Genomic DNA, 20409 nt, shown 5'->3' on the forward strand with positions numbered 1-20409 from the left:
ATTTGGAGGTATTATTATGGAAAAAGCTAAAATTAGCTTACAAAAAACAAAAAAAGGGTATGATTATGTACTAACTTTTGAAAATGGGAAAAATCTAAAAGCTCAAGGGTTTAACCTACCTCATAATATTGATGGAAAAGAATGCGAAGTTGAAAGAATAAAAGGAGTTATTGAGAAAATAGTGATTAATGGAAAAGAATATAATAAGTCAAATTCATCAAAAAACTTAGATCCTCAAAAAAATGTAAAGACCGAAAATCACCAAAAAAACCATGAAACTAAACAAAAAATACAATATAGACCAACTGCTAAAGCTCCTTATAATTTTATTCCACTAAATGAATGTGTAGTAAAAGCACAAGATATTCCTGAGTTTAATAAATATCATAAAGATAGATATTCAGGGTATATAGACCTTTTAATTACTACAAAAACGCCTGTATATATAAGACGAGATAAAGAAGAAAGTGAGTTTTTTTCTATAAAAGATGGTAAACCAATAATCCCTGGTAGTTCTTTAAGAGGGATGAGCAGGACTTTGGTGGAGATTGTTTCTTTTGGGAAATTTGTCTTGTTTGATAAAGATAAAAGGTTATATTATAGAGATGTTGCTGGCAAGAGGTCTACTTTAAAAGATATATATTCTTCTAAAATTAATAATGATAAAATAAAAGCTGGATATCTTATATATGATAAAGGGAAATATAAGATTATTCCAGCGAGCTATGATAGATTTAAAGATACATCTAAAAAATTTATGATAGAAATAGATAATAATGATTATAAAGTTTGGTCTGGAGGTATGCAGGGGAAAAGGAAAAATTGGATTGTGAAATCTATTAGTAATTCAGGTGATTTTATAAAATTATCTGAAAATGACTTGAAAGATTATAAAAACGACACAAATAGGAATATACCCGAATACTATGACATTTTAAAAATGGCTAAGGATAAAGAGGTTACGTTATCAAACAATGAAAAAGTAGAATTACCCAATGGTGTTCCTGTATTTTATGTTGAGTATGAGGATAAAAATAGGAACAAAAAATTAGCATTTGGGCATACGGGATTCTTTAGATTGCCTTATGATTTAACAATAGGTGCTCATGTATCCGAAAACTTAAAATCAGACGATATAATAGATTTTACAGAAGCTATTTTTGGGAAAGAAAGCAAATGGGCAAGTAGAGTATTTTTTGAAGATGCTGTTTTAGATGAAGGTCAAAGTGATATATTTATGGAAGAGACTTCGCCTAAGATTCTTGCTTCACCAAAACCTACGGCTTTTCAGCTTTACTTAGAGCAGCCTGAAGAAGAAAATACTGATTTAAATAAACTTAAACATTGGGATGATAAAGACGCACTTATTAGAGGCTATAAACTTTACTGGCATAGGAATACACCAGATGATTCAACAGAAAAATACAGTTGGAGTGAAGGAAAAGCAATAAATGATACTCAGCATACTACTGTAAAACCTATCAAAAAAAATGTTAAATTCAAATCGCGTATACGTTTTGAAAATCTCACAAAAGAAGAGTTAGGCACTTTATTATTTGTATTAGATTTACCAGAAAATTGTTGCCATAAGATTGGTATGGGTAAACCATTAGGTTTGGGAAGTATAGAAATAAAACCGAGTTTATTTATAATAGATAGAAAAAAAAGATATTCGTCATTATTTAATAATGATAAATGGAACTTAGGGGATGAAGATAAAACAAGTGAAAAAAATGAGTTTAAAGTAGCATTTGAAAAGTATATTTTAAAGAATATTTCTCATAAAGACAGAAATAATAAAAATTCTCTTTGGGACACACCAAGGTTAAAACAATTAAAGGCAATGTTAAATTGGGATAATACTGATATTCAAAATTGGCTTGAAAAAACAAGATATATGATGATAGAATGCCCAAAAAACGAATATGATTGTATTTGTTCTGATTTTAAAAGTGATAATAAGTGTAATGAATATAAAAATAAAAAAGTTTTGCCATATCCCAATAAAATATGTAATCTTCTGTAAAAGTAAGATATTACAATAATTTTCTGGCTTAAAAATTAGAAACTTTTACTCGCTTCCTCCTTCTCTATGCCAGCTAGACTTCTTTTCTACTATAAATAAGCTTAAAATAAAAGAGACACAAAATAGTAAACAAAGCGTGAAAAATACGTTGTTAAAAGCCATTATTAGAGCCTGCCTGTCTACAAAATTGCTAAGCATTGTATAAGCCTTGTTTGGAAGATCTGCTGCGCTTGCTCCCTGCATCAGAAGTAGCTGATTTATCCCGGCAAAAAAGTTGGTGATTGCTGGTGAAGTTGTATAAGGACTTAGAAGCGTTGCTGGGTTTGTCATAAAACCCTGAACGCTGTAGGGGCTGTTTGTTATAACGTGTTCTGTCAAGTAAAATCTGTTTATGGTCTGATAATTTTCAAGTTCTGTGGCAAAAACTGCAGTGCCTATGCTTCCGCAAAGGACTCTAACAAGGTTGTAAAGTCCAGCACCTGAAACTATATCTTTTCGTTCAAGAGCCATAAGAGCTACAGTACTTAGCGATACAAATATAAAAGCAAAAGCAATGCCTTGAACGAATTGAGGCCAGAATAGATCCCAGGCAGATGTATTTAAACTCATAAAACTAAGCGGTAAGAAACTGAGTGAAATTAAAGCTGAAGCAAACATTATCATTTTTTTAGCACCTGTTCTATTATAAAGTCTTCCAGCAATAGGCATAAACATTGCCATTGAAATGCTTCTAGGTATCATTCCAATTCCTGCTTCAGTAGCGCTGTATCCCAGTGCTTCCTGGAATAAGATAGGAATCAAAAATAACCCCGCAAAAAGTCCCATCCCAAATATTCCCTGAATGACTGTAGGATTGGAAAAGCCAAAATTTTTTAATAATTTTAGATTTACTGCAGGTTTTTCGCAGGTCAATTCTCTTATTGTAAATAAAGTAAGAAAAACTACTGAAGTAATAGCGAGATTCACTATGAATTGTGAACTAAACCAGTTGTTTTCCTGTCCTTTTTCAAGCATTACCTGAAGTGCTCCAAGACCTATTGCCATTGTAATCAAACCTATATAGTCGACTTTTATGTCCTTTGAAAATTTTTCTGATCTGTTTAGTATAAAGAAATAAATTAAGATCAAATCGATGATTACAAATGGAATATTTATGTAAAAAATCCAGTTCCAACTAATATTGTCGGTTATCCATCCGCCTATAGTTGGTCCCAATCCAGGACCAAGCACTATACCTATTCCAAAGAAGCTCATTGCCTTTGCCTGTTCGTGTGGCGGATAGTTTTCCCTTAATATTGCTTGAGATAAGGGGATTAAAGCTCCCCCGCCAATCCCTTGCAAAGCTCTAAAAATTATAATTGATTCGAGATTCCATGAAAGACCACACATAAATGATCCAATTCCAAAGAGCAACACTCCTGCAAAAAAACATCTGGTTTTGCCAAACATTGATGTAAGGAAGTTAATTGCTGGCATTACTATAACGTTTGCAAGCATATATGAAGTAGAAATCCATGTAGCTTCAGAAATTGATACTCCTATTGCACCTCTAATGGTAGGAATAGCTACGTTTACGATGCTGATATCAAGTGAGGACATAAAAATACATATCATTACAGCAACAGTTATCATTAGCTGACTAAAGCCCATTTTATCACCTCTTTGTAATATTTTATACCAATTTTTTGTTTTGATGATAAAAATTTTAACTAGATTTTAAGAAAGCTAAATTCAAATAAAAATTTAATTTTGGATAGTATAATATTCTTATGAAACGAAGAGATTTTATTAGATTAACTTTTGGTCTTTTTACATCTGTTGCATTATTTGAATTTCCAAATAAGCTTTTTGCTCAGGAAGATAATCTTTATTTAAGATCTCTAGAACTTCTAAATAATAGAGATAAATTTTTTGGCAGGGATTATTTTTCTTTTATAGTAATGGGGGATAGCCACAAAAATGATAAGGTTCTAAAAAAGGCTTTTGAACTTGCAAGGTCTTATGATCCTATGTTTGTGCTCTTTACAGGTGACATGACAAATGATGGATATGAATTTGAGTATAAAGATTTTTTGAATATGTGTAATATACTGAAAGATGTTCCAATTTTTCCGATAATAGGAAATCATGAAATAAGAAATTCTACTAAAGCTTTATATGAGAGATATATGGGACCACTAAATTATACAATATCTATTGATAAATTAGATTTAAAGCTTGTGTGTATAGATAATTCTGAAGGCATTGTAAGAAAAGATCAACATTATTTCCTGGATAAAGAACTTACAGATGGTTGCAAGATTCAATTTGTAGCTATGCATGAACCGCCATCTTACGAAGATTGGTGGATTCATTCGTATTATAAAGGAAATAAGGAAGTAATAGATATAGTTTCAAAACACCAGGTAAATGCAGTTTTTCAGGGTCACATTCATCTCTATGATCACAAAGTTATCAAAGGGGTTAATTATTATATCTCAGGTGGGGCAGGTGGGAGGATTTATGCCTTAAATTTTGGAGATCCATCATACAACATTCTTCGCGTAAAAGTAACAAAAGGCGTAGTTTCTGTTGAGGAACTTCAATTGAGAAACTTTTTTGATGCTGATAAATTGTTAACCTGATTAACTTTAGAAATTTCAATTAAGCTAAATTATATATTCTTTCCAAAGCCATAGCACTAAGTCTGGTTATAGCGTCGAGTGCTATTCTATCATCAATTTTAAAATTCTTTTTATTTGTGATTTTAATAGCTATTACTCCATAAGAATCTTTTGCAGTAAGCATTGGCAAATAAAGTGAGTTTGTGTTTGAAAAGGTTTCAGTTCCAAGTCCTGCTGCTTTTTTGTTTATTAAGCACCACGATGCTATTCCTTTGATTTCAGGGCTAATTTCGAATTTTTCTGTTTTTGCGCCGAGCTTTATCTTTTCCTTTTCTCTTATAAATATCGCTGTTTCGAACAAAAATAATTTTTTAATATGATTTATGGTTAATGATAAAACTTGATTAATATTTCTTGCCATCACAAGATCTGTACTAAATTCGTACAATCCGATTTCTCTCTTTTGACTTTCTTTTAAAGTTTTAATTATAGTTTTGAGTTTTGACGCTAATATATTTATAGTTAAGACTGCTACTGAATATACTATGAATGTAAGAAAATAATTCAAATCTGATATTGCAAAACTATAATAAGGTTGTATAAATAAAAAATCAAAGATTAATAAACTTGCAAAGGTGGATAACAACACAGGTAAAAATTGAAGAAATAAAGCGTTAAAAATTAATGCTAAAAAAAATAGCGAGATCATATTTATGTTATTTAGGTATTCTCTTAAAATATACCCAAAAATTGATACTACAAATATGTTAAATAGAGCTATTACATATTGATTTGAGTAAATAAATTCAATTTTTTTCTTCTTAAGATTTATTTTTTCTTCTTTCAGATCGAGCATATATATATCAATGTTTTTGGTTCCTGTAATTAGTTTTTCGGGTATGCTTCTTGAGAATAAACTAAACTTCTTAGGTTTTCCTATAACAATTTTTGTAACGTTATGGCTTTTTGCATAATCAATTATTTCTTTTGCTGCATCGTCTCCCTTTAACCAAACAATTTGACCGCCAAGTGTTCTAACTAAATCAAGTGCTCCGTTAAGCCAATCAATCTCTTCTTTTGTAAAAGTCTTGTTTTTTTGTGTTTCTACGTGGAGAGCAATCCATTGAGCATCTATTTCGTTAGCAAATCTATATGTAGCTCTAACGAGCTGTTTTGCATAAGGGCTTGCAAAGACCCCTACGAGTACTTTTTTCTTTATTGACCAGGGACCTGCTATTGCATGCTGTATCATATACAAACGCATTTTTTCATCTACGCTATCTGCTACAACTCTTAATGCAATTTGCCTTAAAGCTAAAAGATTCCCAACTTTGAAATATTGATCAATTGCACTCTTTGCCATATTTTCAACGTATATTTTGCCTTCTTTTAGCCTCTTCAAAAGTTCTTCAGGGGTAATGTCAACGAGTTTTATCTCAAAAGCTTGTTGGAAAAAACTATCTGGTACTGTTTCTTTTATAGAGATTTTTGAAACCTGTAAAACAATATCCTTAAAGCTTTCAATGTGTTGTACGTTAACAGCTGTATAAACGTCTATTCCAGCATTTAGTAATTCTTCTATGTCTTGATATCTTTTGGAATTTGTAAAGCTTGGAGGATTGGTATGGGCAAGTTCGTCTATAATAGCTATTTGTGGCCTTCTTTTGAGTATCTTTTCAAAATCTACTTCTTTTAGTTTTATACCTTTGTATTCTACTATTAATGGAGGAATAACCTCCAGGCCTTCTAAAAGTTTTTCTGTTTCGGGACGATTGTGGGTTTCAGCATATCCAACTACGATATCAATGCCTTCATTTTTTCTTAAATGCGCGTCGCTAAGCATAGAATATGTTTTGCCTACTCCAGGAGCATATCCAAGATAAATTGTAAGCTGTCCCTTTTTAGCCTTTTCTTCGCTCTTGGCTACTTGAAGCATTTCTTCTGGTGTTGGTCTCTTTAGATCATCATCTTTCATATTCTTTCTCTAATTCAAGAAGTTTTAGGTTCAAGTTTAAAACATTTACCCTTTTGGCACCCAGAATGCCAAACTCTCTTGGTTCAACGTTATTAATTACAAGCTTTTTTAAGGTTTCTTCAGGTATATTGGTAGCTTTTGAAATTCTCGGAATCTGAGCTAAAGCTGCTTGCGGTGTGATATCAGGATCTAGTCCGCTAGCTGATCCCATTACCAGATCAGAGGGAACTGGCAAATCCATTTTATTTTCCTTTAGGAAATTGATTCTGTTTTCTATTTTTGAAATAAGCTTTGGATTAGTAGGGCCTAAATTTGAACCCCCACTGGAGGTTGCGTTGTATGGGTGATCAGGTGTTCCTGAAGGCCTTGACCAAAACAAATCAGACCTTTTATTAAAGAACTGACCGATCAAGGTAGAACCTACTACAGCATTGTTTCGATATATTAAACTTCCATTGGCTTGCCAAGGGAAAAATATTTGTCCGATGGCTGTAATAAATAAGGGATAGACAATTCCAGTAATAAAGGTTAGAATTATAAAAATTATTATGCAGCTTTTTAAATTTTTCATATATACCTCACTTAAATAAATAAACTTAATGCTAAGTATATTAATTTTATGCCGATAAACGGTGCAATCAAGCCACCTAAACCATAGATAAGTAGATTGAAAATAAGCAAGTTTTCTGCTTTCATTGGTCGGTACCATACTCCCTTTAATGCTAAAGGCGTGAGCAAAGGAATAACTATAGCATTAAAAATAACTGCAGATAAAATAGCTAAGTATGGATTAGAAAGTTGCATTATGTTTAGGGCGTTTAACTGAGGATAAATAGAAATTACAGCGGCAGGAATTATTACAAAGTACTTTGCTATATCGTTAGATATGCTAAAGGTTGTAAGAGCACCTCTTGTCATGAGAAGTTGCTTTCCTATATCTACAATATCTAACAGCTTTGTAGGACTAGAATCTAAGTCTATTATATTTGCTGCTTCTCTGGCGGCTTGTGTTCCTGTATTCATAGCAACTGCCACGTCGGCCTGGGCAAGAGCTGGTGCATCATTTGTGCCATCTCCTGTCATAGCAACCATTAGACCTTGTTGTTGATATTCTTTTACAAGTCTGAGCTTATCTTCTGGTTTAGCTTGAGCCAAGAAATCATCTACTCCTGCTTCCGCTGCTATAGTGGCAGCTGTTAGAGGGTTGTCTCCTGTAATCATCACAGTCTTTATTCCCATTTTGCGCAGCTGCTCAAATCTTTCCTTTATGCCAGTTTTTAATATATCTTTTAGATTTATGACCCCTATAACTTCGTTGTCATAGGTAACTACCAGTGGCGTGCCACCAGATTTAGAAATCTCCATAACAACTTCTTCCATGTCTTCAGGAACACTTCCGCCGTTTTGTAATATATAATCACTTATTGCGTCTGCAGAACCCTTTCTATATCTATGAGAATCAATGTTTACTCCACTCATTCTGGTTTTAGCGCTAAATGGTATTGTTTCAGTATTAGAAGGTAATTCTTGAAATCTAAGGTTATACTGATTTTTTGCCAAAACTACTATGCTCCTGCCTTCTGGCGTTTCGTCTGTCAAAGATGACATTAGTGCAATTCTTGCACATTCTTCCTTTGTGTGTTTTCCTATTGGTATGAAGTCTACTGCCTGCCTGTTTCCAAGCGTAATAGTACCAGTCTTATCAAGTAACAACACGTTTACGTCTCCAGCTGCCTCAACTGCTTTCCCAGACAAGGCAACTACGTTTTTTCTGAAAAGTCTATCCATTCCTGCAATGCCTATCGCCGGAAGAAGTGCGGCAATAGTTGTGGGGGCAAGGCAAACAAACAGAGCTATAAGTATTACAATTGAAATAGGTGAGCCATGTCCCGAAGAATTGATGCTATAGGTTGAAAGTGCTTTTAGATTGATCACTACGAATATAAACACCAAAGTAAGCGCTATCAATAAAACCTCAAGCGCTACCTCATTTGGAGTTTTTCGCCTTTTTGCGCCTTCTACCATTGAAATCATTCTGTCTAAAAAGGTTTCTCCAGGATTGGATGTTATTTTTACAATAATACTATTTGAGATTACTAATGTCCCTCCTGTAACTGCACTTCTATCTCCTCCTGCTTCTCTAACAACAGGGGCAGATTCACCGGTTACTGCAGATTCGTTTACCAGTGCAGCGCCAGATATTACCTCCCCATCACCAGGTACTAAATCATCTTGCTCAACAAGAACTATATCGCCTTTTTTTAAATCTGTGGACGGTATTGTAATGTATCTGCTATCAAATGAAGCGTTTTCAAGCTTTTTTGCCATTATTTGAGTTTTTGATTTTTTTAATGATTCAGCTCGTGCTTTTCCTCTACTTTCAGAAAAAGCTTCAGCAAAATTTGAAAATATTACAGTAAACCATAACCATATTGAAACCCATCCTGTAAACCAGATTGGTATATTACTTTTAAAAAATATTTGGCGTATAAACTCAAGAGTTGTAAGTATGCTGCCAATTTCAACAGATAACATAACTGGATTTGAGATTAATTCCTTTGGATTTAATTTTTTGAAGGAATTAATAAGAGAAGTTTTAAATATTTCAGGGCTGTAAAGATCTGATTTTTTTACACTCATCTAAAAACCTCTTTGCATAATTAAGTTTTCAAGAAATGGTCCTAATGCTAGCGCTGAAAAGAAAGTTAGAGCTCCAACAGTAATTATTATCAAAACAAGCCAAATCATAAACGGGACGCAATCAGTTGGAAGGGTTCCAATGCTTGGAGGAGTATATTTTTTTTCTGCAAGAGAACTTGCCATATAAATAGCTGCAACTGCAGGTACATAACGTCCTATTAACATAGCTAAAGCTGTTGAGATATTATAAAAAGGGGTATTTGCATTTAAACCTGCGAAAGCACTCCCATTATTATTTGCAGTGGATGCATATGCGTATAGTATTTCAGACAAACCGTGAGGACCAGGATTTAAAATGGAACTCAAACCTCCCTTTGTGACAAGCGCAATAGATGTAAATATCAATACTAAAATACCTGATGTAAGCACTATGATTATCGACATCCACATTTCCTTTACTTCTATTTTTTTCCCTAAAAATTCAGGAGTACGGCCTATCATCAAACCTGCAACAAAGACTGCTATTATTACAAAAGCAAGCATCGTATACAGTCCTGAGCCTACTCCGCCAAACACGACCTCTCCTAAGAGCATTAGAATCATTGGTATCATACCTCCAAGAGGTAAAAGTGAATCATGCATGGCGTTTACTGCACCACATGCGACTGCTGTGGTTGTTGTTGAAAATAGTGTAGTGCCGCCTACACCGAATCTGACTTCTTGACCTTCTATATAAGGGCCACTTACTCCTAAATTTGAAATAATTGGATCTTTTCCAGTATTAGCGCTATATTGAATGCTTAGAAAGATGGCAAACAAAAATAACATCACAAAATATATTGCCCAACCTTGCTTTTTGTTTTTTATCATAGTTCCAAACGTATATGTGAGTGAAGCTGGGATAATAATTATCATAAAAGCCTCTAAAAAGTTTGTTAAAGGGGTTGGATTCTCATAGGGATGTGAAGAATTTGCGTTGAAAAAACCTCCACCATTGGTACCAATTAACTTTATTGCTTCCTGAGAAGCTACTGGTCCCATCGGAATAATCTGAGAAGAAACAAAGTGAACTATTTGATAATTATTAAAATTTTGAATAACTCCCTGACTTATTAGAAAAACAGCAAAGATTATTGATAATGGTAAAAGAATATATAAAGTTGTTCTCGTTATGTCAACCCAAAAATTCCCAATAACTTTTGTTTGTCTGCTTGCAAAGCCTCTAATTAGCGCAATAAGGATTGCGATGCCTGTGGCCGCGCTTAAAAAATTTTGCACTGTAAAGCCAAGCATCTGAGTTAAATAACTTGTAGAAGACTCTCCTGAATAAGCTTGCCAGTTTGTATTAGTAATAAAGCTTATAGCACTATTTAGCGCAAGATCAAGAGAAAAACCTTGAAAGTGTTCAGGATTTAAGGGCAAAAGTTGTTGTGTTAAAAGCAGTAAGAAAAGAAATATAAAGCCAATCATATTAAAAAGTAACATTGACACGGCATATTCTTTCCAATCCATTTGATTTTCTGGATTTACAAAGCTCAATTTGTAAACAAACTGTTCAATTGGTGAGATGATTTTCGAGATAAAAATTTTCTCTCCTTGAAAAACTTTAGCTATATAAAGACCAAAGGGTTTTACACAAAGTGTTAAAAGTATAATGAAAAGAGCAAATTGTAAGAGATCTAAAAATAAGTTCATTTCTGCCTCCTGAAATTTTACAAATCTGCTATTACTTAAAAAGTAATTATAACTTAAATAGAGGTGTTATTAAATTAAAACGATATATATGTTGTATTAGCTTTAATCATGAATTTCCTTATAAAAGGTTATATTATTTGTTTGATAATACGCGGTTTCGTTGTGATTTACTACTATCAAACTAAATTCGTGTTTACCATTTGGGAGGTCTTTTATGCTCACGTTAGAATTAAATCCTGAAAATTTGAACTGGGGAATTTTGAAAAGTCTAACGACGTCTTTTCTTGGGAAGCCATAAGTCAATGGATAAAGTTTGCCATCGATATCAGCGTACAAAAATGATGCTGTATTCAGCGCGAATGGATCAACTGCCCAGCCATATAAATTTATGCTGTCGTATACATTTATCACTAATTTATATTGTTTATTTTCAAATGGAAAGGGATATTGATTGAAATAAGTAAGTACGAGTAAAGGGGGTGCACTATATTTTCTGAGCTGTTTTATATTTTCTGCAAGGTAAAATTCTCGTTTTGTTCTTTCATAAACATTTTTTTGGGGGGTAAACCACCCCTGATTTTTGGCAAATTTAATGTTTTCAAACGCTTTGTCCTGATATGGATAAGACATCAAACTGTTTAACATATGTTGCTTGTCAGATAGTTCTGAATAGGCTGTTGGTACCCAGGATACATATAAAACAATAGCTAATATAAAGCCAAAAAGAGCTATTATTTTTCTGTCATTTTCAACTTTGGCATTTAAAAAAAGTGAAATGTATGATAAAGAGAACATGAAAAGAGAATACATTGTATATCTTGAAAACATTGCGCTATCAAATCCTAAAAAAATTCTATTTAAGCCAACTACCAAAGATGTCAAGAATATAAAGCTAATGAGTAATATTAAAGAGTGATTATTTTTATTTAATTTTCTTCGCAAGATCCATAAATAATTTAATACCAAAAGTATTGCCAGAATAAAAATTAAAGCATAGTTTTTGGCAGCTGATGCTATAAAAATCAACATATAGCCTAATAGTGAGGCGGGGTTTTTTAAACAAAAAATTAAGGTATCCTTTATCGGAGGCGAGATGTAGTGCAGAAGAGGAAAGTAAATATAAAAAATTATGATAGACACAATCAAAAAAATTGAAAATCTTTTGTATTGCCTTGTTAACAATAGATATAAAAGAATGACAGGAGATACGAATAGACCGCCTCCGCCAGTAAAGACTGCTATTACAAAAAATACTATTCCAAATATAAAGCCATATCCTTCACAAGTAAATGCTGTGATAGAAATAATCGAGAAAAGAAGCTCATAATATTGCTGAATGGAAGCCATTGGAAAGTTCGACATTAGCTCCCACTGAGAAAAGGAGAGCATTGCTATGACTACTGGCAATAATTCTGATATTTTCAAATTATATTTTTTCTTAAAAAAGATAAACAAAAATAATATTATAAAGAGAAGTCCAAAGTTTCCAACAATTGATAATATTTTAAAATCTATCTTGCCAAAAATATTGAAAAAAAATAGTGTAATAAGTCTGTCAAAAACAATTCTATGCTCGTGAAATTGAGAAAAAAATAAGTATAGCCTGTAACCAAAGTCGTTATGAGTATAAAATTTGATTATGAAGTCTAAAATTGCATCATAATCATCTGAATATGGCATATTTACAGAAAATTTTATGCTGGTATAAAAATAAAAAATAATTGCTGCTGCAACTAATATAAGTGAAGAAAATGTATAAATTTTGTACGCCTTTAAAGGTAAACTTGATGAAAAATCTTTAATTTTTTGAAAACAACTGATGAGCTTATTTTTCATTCAAAAAAAATTATTGATGGGAGAGCAATATGAATCTATATCTTTTCAACTTGCCAATTTTCATTAACCCAAAGCCCTATAATTTCAATTTCGAACCACTCTTTGATTATATTTATACACTCTCTTATCTGTTTTATCTGTACATTCTTGCTTTCTGGATTTTTGGCACAATCATAGTGCCCAACTATTGCAATAAGTTTAGAACCATGAGCTTTTATGGAAATGTCTAATCTTTCTCTAATAGAATTTATTATGCAACTATCTGAATTTTCAGAGATAATTTTAATTGGACCTGCTTCAGTAATCATATCAACATACTTAACACCATAATTTGCTTTTAACCAGTTAATAACTGGTTCTTGAGTCCTTCCATCCATGCAATTTATTGCGCTTGCAAACTCCAAAATTATCACCTCTTTTTCTTTATTATTTTAGCAGGAGAATTTAAAAAATTGAGAATCGTATCATGTATTCAGAAAACTTTAATTAAATAGTATTTCTGTTAATGTCAACTTAATTTTTTTCTTGAAAGTCCAGCACTAAACATAGCTTTTGAACATCATTACGTATAAACGTAATTCTTTACCTCTCTGGCAAAATTGATGATTTAAAACCATTATCTCTTGTTCTTGGAGTATCTAAATTTATTTTTCACAATATTGTCTTTGAGTTCCTATTAATTATACGATACCATTAACTGATGTTAATTTATTTGTGGTATGCAAAATTTTTTTATATCATATAAAATAAGGTTAAAAATCCATTGTTATGAAAGGAATTTCAAAAAGATTGAAGAAAAAAACTTTTTTAATTATTGCTACATTTCTTCTTATTCTTACAACTATCCCTGATTTGGTTAAGGTGTTTGCTCCAGTTGTTGATACTCAGGATACCTCTTGGGCATGGCTTCTTGGATATGCATTTTTAAATAATTTGCAATGGGGAAAAGAGATAATATTTACCTTTGGTCCTCTTGGCTTTTTGGAGAATACTTATTTTTATAGCAATCATTTGTTGTGGTTTATAACAGCTATTGCAAATATTTTTGTAAGATTAGTTTTTTATGCTTTTTTTATTTATTTTGTATATTTGTGCGTTTTCAAAGAAAAAGATTCTTCTAATAGTCAAAGTTCTATTACTTTTTATTTTTTCTATGTATTAATATCTGCAATTTCCATCATAGTATCATCTTCTATTCCTATCTCAATGCTTCTTTGCCTGATGGCGACCCTTATAATTGTTGATACTTTTAATTGTGACTTTATAAAAAATAATAAGATTATCTTGATAAGATATGTCTTGTCTGGGGCTTTGTTCGCATTTAGCTCGCTTATTAAATTTAACGTTATTCCTTTTGCAATATTATTTCTTCTAGTATATCCATTTTTGATGGTATATAGCTTCAGGGATAAAAAAATTTTCTTTCAAGGCTTTGTCGGATTGATTTCATTCATATTAGTTTTTCTACTTATCTATCTAATTATTGGACAAAATTTGTCTAATTTACCTGCTCTCCTTATGGGAATATATGAAATAATAAAAGGATATACTCCAGCTATGTTTTTAAATGGTAAGATTTTGCAAACACTAGTTGCAGTAATTACGCTTTTATATTTTGTTTATTTAATTTTAATTTCTTATAAAAAGAAGAAGAAAATTCTTTTTTCTCAACTTTTTTTACTTTTTCTCTTATTGTTTTTTGTGTTTAAAGAGGGCTTTGTTAGACAGGATAATATAATAACTGGCGGACATACTTTATCCTTTTTTACAGTTTGTCTAATTTTATTAGCTTTTATTATCTTTCTTTATTCAAGAATGAAATTGTCAAATAGTTTTATAAATTTTGTTTTCTTGATTATATTCTTTTTTAACGTTATTGGTGGCATAATTTACATAAATGGTGCAAGAAATATTGTATGTCTGAGCAATCTTAGTTTTAGCAAACACAAAAGAATTGAACTTCAGCAATCAATAAATAGCGCTATCCGCAACCAATTTAAAGTTGATCCATCAATTCTTCAGTCTATTGGAGATCAGCCTGTTACAATAATCCCTTGGGATCTTATGATGTCTCAAGGCTATAATTTTAAATTTATTCCACAAGTAGTCCCACAAGCCTATTCTGCATATACTCCATATCTTGATGAGCAAAATGCAAAGCAAATTTTGAGCGATGTGGCTTTACAAAAAATAATTTACACATTTGAGGATATTGATAACAGATATCCTTTGTTCTCTGAACCATATACTTTTATGACGATCTTGTCTTGTTATAGAACTGAAATTGCTGGAAATAAGTACAGCCTTCTTACAAGAAAAAAATCATGTCATGATTTAAATTTGACTTCTATATCAAGTATAGAAACTGGCTTAAACCAATGGATAGATTTGCCTTCAAACGCTGATTTTATGGATATTTATATTAATCCGACCCTTATATCTCATATTATAGATATTCTTTACAAACCTTTTAGTCAAATATACATATCTTTTAAGCTTTCAAATAATCAAATAGTTGGTCCGTACAGATTTATTCCTGGTGTATCAAAAGATCATTTATTCGTAAAATATTTTATTAGAAATCAAAGGGATTTAAACGATTTAATGAGTAAAGATGCTTATAATCTTTTGAAAATAAAATCTTTTACAATTACCACAAAGGGAATAAACTTAGATTATGATAAAAGCTATAATGTGATTTTTTATAATTCTAGTTTTAGCTAGGGATTTAATCGTTAAGTAAAAAAATTTTTAACCCTAAGAATAGTAAACTATGATGAAACAGGCTATTATGATTCTAAGCCAATAGAATTAAATATTGAAAAGTAATGTAGAATAATTGTGAATTACCATATAACTGGAGGCTCCATATTAAAGACTTAGAATTGAATGCTGATAAAACTTTTCTCTCGCATAAAGAAAGAGTAATCAGGTTTATCCTGATAGGCTTAATCTCTGCTGCTTTCAACTTTCTTCTGATATATATCTTTATAGATCTCTTCAAGATGAACTCTACTTTTTTAAAAAACGCTTCAAACTTTATTGCCTTGGTTTTGAGCATATTGTTTGCATTCTTCCTGCACAGGGCCTGGACCTGGGGAGACTGCGCTTTTGAAAAAGGCTACAAGCTTTTCAAACAATTAATTCTTTTCTACTCTTCCAACACATTTGCAATTGTCATCAGAACTGTTTCTTTTGCCTTCTTTGACTACTTTTTTAAATTAAACTATATATTAAACGTTGCAATTGGAATCGGAATAGCTTCACTGTTAAATTATGTAGTCTACGACAAGGCAATCTTTAAGAGATAAATCTTACTTAACTAAATTTGGAGGTTAAATTGAGCTTTAAGTATGACGTATGTATAGTTGGCGGTTTAGGTCATGTGGGACTACCACTTGGTCTATCCTTTGCAAACAAAAATCTAAAAACTATCCTGTATGACATAAATAAGGATGCAATAGAACTGGTAAAGAATAAAGTAATGCCCTTTATGGAACAGGGCGCTGAAGAGATGCTAAAAAATACTCTTGATAAAACCCTTTTCGTTACTGACGAAAGAGATGTAATTAAGGATTCAAAGTTCATCGTCATAGTAATAGGAACCCCAGTAGATGAGCACCTGTCCCCTAACTTTGTCTTATTTAGAGACTTTCTATCACGATTTATAAATCTATTTTCAGATGACCAGCATATAATCTTGAGAAGCACGGTATATCCTGGCACTACTGAAAAGATTGTTGATTACCTTAGAAGAAACAATCTGAAGACAAGGGTATCCTTTTGTCCTGAAAGAATTGCCCAGGGCTATGCTATAGCTGAAATATCTAATCTTCCTCAGATAATCTCATCTGATGACGAAGAATCTTTTTCTGAAGCTGAAAAGCTATTTAAGACTATTACGTCAGAAGTAATAAGGCTCTCCTTTATGGAAGCAGAATTAGCAAAGCTCTTTACAAACGTCTACAGGTATATAAAGTTCTCTATTGCAAATCAGTTCTATCAGATTGCCCTTCAAAACAATCTTGACTTTTACAAGATATATGACGCTATTGTATATAACTATCCCAGAGCAAAGGACTTTCCTAAGGCAGGCTTTACAGCAGGGCCATGTCTTTTCAAGGATACAATGCAGCTTGCTGCCTTTAGCAAAAACAACTTCTTCTTAGGTCATGCTGCTATGCTTGTAAATGAAGGGCTGCCTTACTTTCTTGTTGAGCAGCTAAAGCAAAGAGTATCTCTTGATAACAAAGTAGTAGGCATTCTTGGCATGGCATTTAAGCCAGATTGCGATGACAAGAGAGAGTCTCTTGCGTACAAGTTAAAACACATCTTAGAATTTGAAAACTGCACGCTCTTTTGCTCAGACCCATACATAAAAGATCCTAGGTTTTTGCCTGAAGATGAACTAATAGAGAAATGCGACATCATATTCATAGGCTGTCCACACAGCAGATACTCTAGCCTAAATATACCTAGTGAAAAGATATTAATTGATCCATGGCGCAGCAAACAAAAATAATTCCTGTTAAAATTAATAAAAAATTAACTAAAAAAATAAATTAAAAGCTTTAAATCTTTAAAGCTTTAAATCAAAGAGGAGGCTAATTTAATGAAGATACTTGTAACTGGTTCTGCTGGTTTTGTAGGAGGATACCTTGTAGAAGAGCTCTTGAACAACGGTCATGAGGTAGTAGGAATAGACAACTTTTCTAAGTACGGGGAGTTGTCAAAAAGCTATGATAACAATCCTAATTATAGGTTTGTGCAAGGAGACGTAAAGGACACTGAGCTCTTAAAGGATCTAATCTCTGACTGCGATCAAGTAGTAGCAGGAGCTGCCATGATAGGCGGCATATCATATTTTCACAAGTTTGCATACGATCTCTTGGCTGAAAACGAAAGAATAATAGCATCTACCTTTGACGCTGCAATCTGGGCATTTAGGAACAAGAAGTTAAAGAAGATAAACGTTCTTTCATCCTCTATGGTATTTGAAAACACGTCAATCTTTCCTACTCCTGAAGGAGAAGAGAGAAGATGCCCCCCTCCATCCTCTACCTACGGCTTTCAAAAGCTTGCCTGCGAATACTTTGCTCAGGGTGCATGGGAGCAATACAGATTGCCATATACCATCATCAGGCCATTTAACTGTATTGGAATAGGGGAAAGAAGAGCCCTTTCTGATGAGAGCATTATGTCTGGCAACGTAAAGCTTGCTATGAGCCACGTAGTGCCAGATCTGGTTCAAAAGGTCCTAAAGGGTCAAGATCCTCTTCACATACTGGGTTCTGGCAACCAACTAAGACATTATACCTATGGAGGAGACCTTGCAAGGGGCATTAGATACTGTATTGAAAACGAAAATGCTATAAACGAGGACTTTAACATATCTACCTCCAAAGCTCATACTGTCCTTGAACTAGCTCAGATTATCTGGAAAAAGGTTTACGGCGACTCAAAGCCTTTCAGATACGTATCTGACGAACCCTTCCCATACGACGTTCAAAAGAGATCCCCTGACGTATCCAAAGCAAAGAGACTTCTAAACTTTGAGGCAAAAGTTACTTTAGAAGATGCATTAGACGAGATAATCCCATGGATAAAAAAACAAATTGAGCTAGGTAAGATTTAATTGAACCGTGAAACAACTTTAGCAATTGTAATTCCTGTCTACAACGAAGGAAATAACATCCTAAAAACCTTAAGAGAAATAAATGACAAGATAAGGTCCTACAACAAAATCTACATAATATATGACTTTGATGAGGATACCACTTTAAAGGCACTAGAAAGCGTTAGCTTAAATGATTACAAAGTATCTCTCTTGAAAAATAAATATGGCAAAGGTGCTCTAAATGCTATAAAGACAGGCATAGAGGAATCTACTGAAGATGCGGTGCTTGTAGTGATGGCTGATCTATCTGATGACCTATCTGTAGCAGACAGGATGTTTGACTTGATAAAAGATGGATACGATGTGGTCTGTGGTTCAAGGTATATGAAGGGCGGTGCTCAATTTGGCGGACCAAAGCTTAAAGGCCTTCTTTCCAGATTGGCAGGCATCAGCCTTCACTACCTTACAGGCATACCTACCCACGACGTAACAAATAGCTTCAAGATGTACAGCAGGAACGCTCTAAAAAAGATAAATATAGAGAGTACTGGCGGCTTTGAGATAGGCATGGAGATAACTGTGAAGACATTCCTAAGCGGTGGCAAAATAACTGAAGTACCTTCTACCTGGAAAGACAGGTCTGAGGGCAAATCTAACTTTAAGCTTTTTAGATGGCTTCCAAAATATATTAAGTGGTATTTATATGCAGTACTTAAGAGATATTTTTAAGAAATTTGGTTTTACAGATGACTCTAAAGATAAAGTTTACTTTTTACTGGTAATACTTCCTTTACTAATTTATATTTCAGCAGTTTTAATTTTTTCTATAAATATTCCTGCTGATGATGACTATGATGCGGTTTTAGGATTTCTAAATAAATTTGTTACCAGCAATAATCTTGGCGAGAAAGTCTGGCTTTTGTTTTCTCAACACAACGAACACAGGATATTTTTCAATAGAGTAGTTGAATTGTTGCAATATTGTATTATGGGCAAGGCAAACTTTTACATACTTTCTATTATTGGAAATCTTGGCTGGATATTTTCATTTTTTGTATTTTATAGGCTTTATAAAAAGAAATACAGGCACTATAAATATCTTTTACCAATTTCAATTATATTTTTTTCATTTTTAACGCACACATTGATGTCATGGTCGATGGCTTCTATCCAGCAGTACTATCAAGTATTATTTTTACTTCTTTCGTATTATTTTTTAGTTTATAAATTTTCAATTAAAAGTGCAATTTTATATCAATTTTTTCTTACCTTAGGAGTATGGACTGGTGGAGGGGGACTCATTTTCTATATTCCTGCTGTGGTTTATTTATTTTTTAAAAAAAGAAATAAAGAAGCAATTTTTACAGCTATTTTATTTCTACTGAATTCATATTTTTATTTTATATTCTTTAGATATCATCTTGCATCTTCTATTCCTTCATTTTCATATGTTCCTATGCACCTATTTGATATAGTTATTTATAGCTTAAACTTTATTGGAAATGTAAAAATCATAACGAGATATGAATATATCGTTGGTTTGATCTTTCTTCTTTGCTCAATTTATATAGCTTTTAAAAAGCGATGCGAATTCCAAATATTGATCCTGTTGGCTGTGGGGCTTACTGCTTTTGCAGTTGCTATTGATAGAATACATCTTGGTATCTGGCAGGCATTGAGCTCAAGATATACTATGTATCCGATTATTTTACTTTCTTCTAACTATTTATCAATTTTGTCAGATAGAAACCCTAAAGCAAAGAAGTACTTTTATATTTTTTCACTAGTTTTATCTGTACTTATTTTTTCTATTGCTATGCCAAATGGAGTTAGAAATCTTATTAAATATGATTCAGATCTAAAATCAAAGTGCATTTATTATTTTGATAAAGAGGAGCATGCAGTGAATATTTATGAAGAATCTCACAGACTGGGTATTTATAATTTGAGTTGTTATAAAAAGTAATCCTTAATTTGTTACTTTTAGACTTCTTTGGCCGTATGTATAGTATACCTA

15 protein-coding genes are annotated in these 20409 nt (G+C 32.5%); 8 read left to right on the plus strand and 7 right to left on the minus strand.

Features of this window, described 5'->3' with window-relative positions; genetic code table 11:
- Positions 1–16: 16 nt before the first annotated feature.
- Positions 17–2026, plus strand: coding sequence for a TIGR03986 family type III CRISPR-associated RAMP protein (locus tag THENA_RS04235; RefSeq protein ID WP_013756186.1), 2010 nt, complete (start codon positions 17–19; stop codon positions 2024–2026).
- A 45-nt stretch (positions 2027–2071) separates the two neighbouring features.
- Here the strand turns inward: THENA_RS04235 and THENA_RS04240 are convergent, their stop codons facing one another.
- Positions 2072–3676 (minus strand): DHA2 family efflux MFS transporter permease subunit, encoded by a 1605-nt coding sequence (locus THENA_RS04240; protein WP_013756187.1) that lies wholly within the window; start codon positions 3674–3676, stop codon positions 2072–2074.
- 119 nt (positions 3677–3795) lie between these two features.
- On the opposite strand from THENA_RS04240, the gene THENA_RS04245 reads away from it, so the two are divergent.
- Entirely contained in the window at positions 3796–4650 is an 855-nt protein-coding gene (locus tag THENA_RS04245; RefSeq protein WP_013756188.1) for a metallophosphoesterase family protein, read from the plus strand.
- 19 nt (positions 4651–4669) lie between these two features.
- On the opposite strand, the gene THENA_RS09615 is transcribed toward THENA_RS04245, so the two are convergent.
- The 6 genes from THENA_RS09615 to THENA_RS04275 all read right to left on the minus strand — a co-directional run bounded on the left by THENA_RS09615 (position 4670) and on the right by THENA_RS04275 (position 13179).
- The gene (locus tag THENA_RS09615) at positions 4670–6604 is read right to left on the minus strand and encodes a DUF4118 domain-containing protein (protein ID WP_013756189.1); all 1935 of its coding nucleotides are present in this window, start codon (positions 6602–6604) and stop codon (positions 4670–4672) included.
- Positions 6594–7175, minus strand: coding sequence for a potassium-transporting ATPase subunit KdpC (kdpC, locus tag THENA_RS04255; RefSeq protein ID WP_013756190.1), 582 nt, complete (start codon positions 7173–7175; stop codon positions 6594–6596). Before kdpC ends, THENA_RS09615 begins: the two co-directional genes overlap by 11 nt.
- Positions 7176–7186: 11 nt before the next feature.
- A complete protein-coding gene (kdpB, locus tag THENA_RS04260) occupies positions 7187–9244 on the minus strand; it encodes a potassium-transporting ATPase subunit KdpB (RefSeq protein WP_013756191.1) in 2058 nt (685 codons plus the stop codon).
- Positions 9245–10939 carry a potassium-transporting ATPase subunit KdpA gene (gene kdpA, locus THENA_RS04265; protein WP_013756192.1) on the minus strand — a complete coding sequence of 565 codons (1695 nt, stop codon included), beginning with the start codon at positions 10937–10939 and terminating at the stop codon, positions 9245–9247.
- Between the two features lie 102 nt (positions 10940–11041).
- Entirely contained in the window at positions 11042–12775 is a 1734-nt protein-coding gene (locus tag THENA_RS04270) for a hypothetical protein (protein WP_013756193.1), read from the minus strand.
- A 35-nt stretch (positions 12776–12810) separates the two neighbouring features.
- Positions 12811–13179 carry a carbonic anhydrase gene (locus THENA_RS04275; RefSeq protein ID WP_013756194.1) on the minus strand — a complete coding sequence of 123 codons (369 nt, stop codon included), beginning with the start codon at positions 13177–13179 and terminating at the stop codon, positions 12811–12813.
- Positions 13180–13543: 364 nt separating this feature from the next.
- Here THENA_RS04275 and THENA_RS04280 point away from each other — a divergent pair, with 364 nt between their 5' ends.
- The 6 genes from THENA_RS04280 (at position 13544) to THENA_RS09620 (ending at position 20358) form a co-directional block, all read left to right on the plus strand.
- Positions 13544–15499: a hypothetical protein gene (locus tag THENA_RS04280; RefSeq protein WP_013756195.1), complete on the plus strand. Its 1956-nt coding sequence runs from the start codon at positions 13544–13546 to the stop codon at positions 15497–15499.
- Positions 15500–15660: 161 nt separating this feature from the next.
- Entirely contained in the window at positions 15661–16086 is a 426-nt protein-coding gene (locus THENA_RS04285) for a GtrA family protein (RefSeq protein WP_013755772.1), read from the plus strand.
- A gap of 29 nt (positions 16087–16115) precedes the next feature.
- Entirely contained in the window at positions 16116–17297 is a 1182-nt protein-coding gene (locus THENA_RS04290) for a nucleotide sugar dehydrogenase (protein ID WP_013755773.1), read from the plus strand.
- Between the two features lie 90 nt (positions 17298–17387).
- A complete protein-coding gene (locus tag THENA_RS04295) occupies positions 17388–18410 on the plus strand; it encodes an NAD-dependent epimerase/dehydratase family protein (protein WP_013755774.1) in 1023 nt (340 codons plus the stop codon).
- The gene (locus tag THENA_RS04300; protein WP_013756196.1) at positions 18411–19121 is read left to right on the plus strand and encodes a glycosyltransferase family 2 protein; all 711 of its coding nucleotides are present in this window, start codon (positions 18411–18413) and stop codon (positions 19119–19121) included.
- Positions 19096–20358: a hypothetical protein gene (locus THENA_RS09620; protein ID WP_013756197.1), complete on the plus strand. Its 1263-nt coding sequence runs from the start codon at positions 19096–19098 to the stop codon at positions 20356–20358. Before THENA_RS04300 ends, THENA_RS09620 begins: the two co-directional genes overlap by 26 nt.
- The last annotated feature ends 51 nt before the right edge of the window (positions 20359–20409 follow it).

Origin of the sequence: Thermodesulfobium narugense DSM 14796, from assembly GCF_000212395.1 — a bacterium.
GTDB classification, from domain to species: Bacteria; Thermodesulfobiota; Thermodesulfobiia; order Thermodesulfobiales; family Thermodesulfobiaceae; genus Thermodesulfobium; species Thermodesulfobium narugense.

What these genes read in the sequence shown, in the direction of transcription:
- THENA_RS04235 (WP_013756186.1), top strand. Translation starts at nt 17, where the DNA reads ATGGAAAAAGCTAAAATTAGCTTACAAAAAACAAAAAAAGGGTATGAT.
- THENA_RS04240 (WP_013756187.1), bottom strand. Translation starts at nt 3,676, where the DNA reads ATGGGCTTTAGTCAGCTAATGATAACTGTTGCTGTAATGATATGTATT.
- THENA_RS04245 (WP_013756188.1), top strand. Translation starts at nt 3,796, where the DNA reads ATGAAACGAAGAGATTTTATTAGATTAACTTTTGGTCTTTTTACATCT.
- THENA_RS09615 (WP_013756189.1), bottom strand. Translation starts at nt 6,604, where the DNA reads ATGAAAGATGATGATCTAAAGAGACCAACACCAGAAGAAATGCTTCAA.
- kdpC (WP_013756190.1), bottom strand. Translation starts at nt 7,175, where the DNA reads ATGAAAAATTTAAAAAGCTGCATAATAATTTTTATAATTCTAACCTTT.
- kdpB (WP_013756191.1), bottom strand. Translation starts at nt 9,244, where the DNA reads ATGAGTGTAAAAAAATCAGATCTTTACAGCCCTGAAATATTTAAAACT.
- kdpA (WP_013756192.1), bottom strand. Translation starts at nt 10,939, where the DNA reads ATGAACTTATTTTTAGATCTCTTACAATTTGCTCTTTTCATTATACTT.
- THENA_RS04270 (WP_013756193.1), bottom strand. Translation starts at nt 12,775, where the DNA reads ATGAAAAATAAGCTCATCAGTTGTTTTCAAAAAATTAAAGATTTTTCA.
- THENA_RS04280 (WP_013756195.1), top strand. Translation starts at nt 13,544, where the DNA reads ATGAAAGGAATTTCAAAAAGATTGAAGAAAAAAACTTTTTTAATTATT.
- THENA_RS04295 (WP_013755774.1), top strand. Translation starts at nt 17,388, where the DNA reads ATGAAGATACTTGTAACTGGTTCTGCTGGTTTTGTAGGAGGATACCTT.
- THENA_RS09620 (WP_013756197.1), top strand. Translation starts at nt 19,096, where the DNA reads ATGCAGTACTTAAGAGATATTTTTAAGAAATTTGGTTTTACAGATGAC.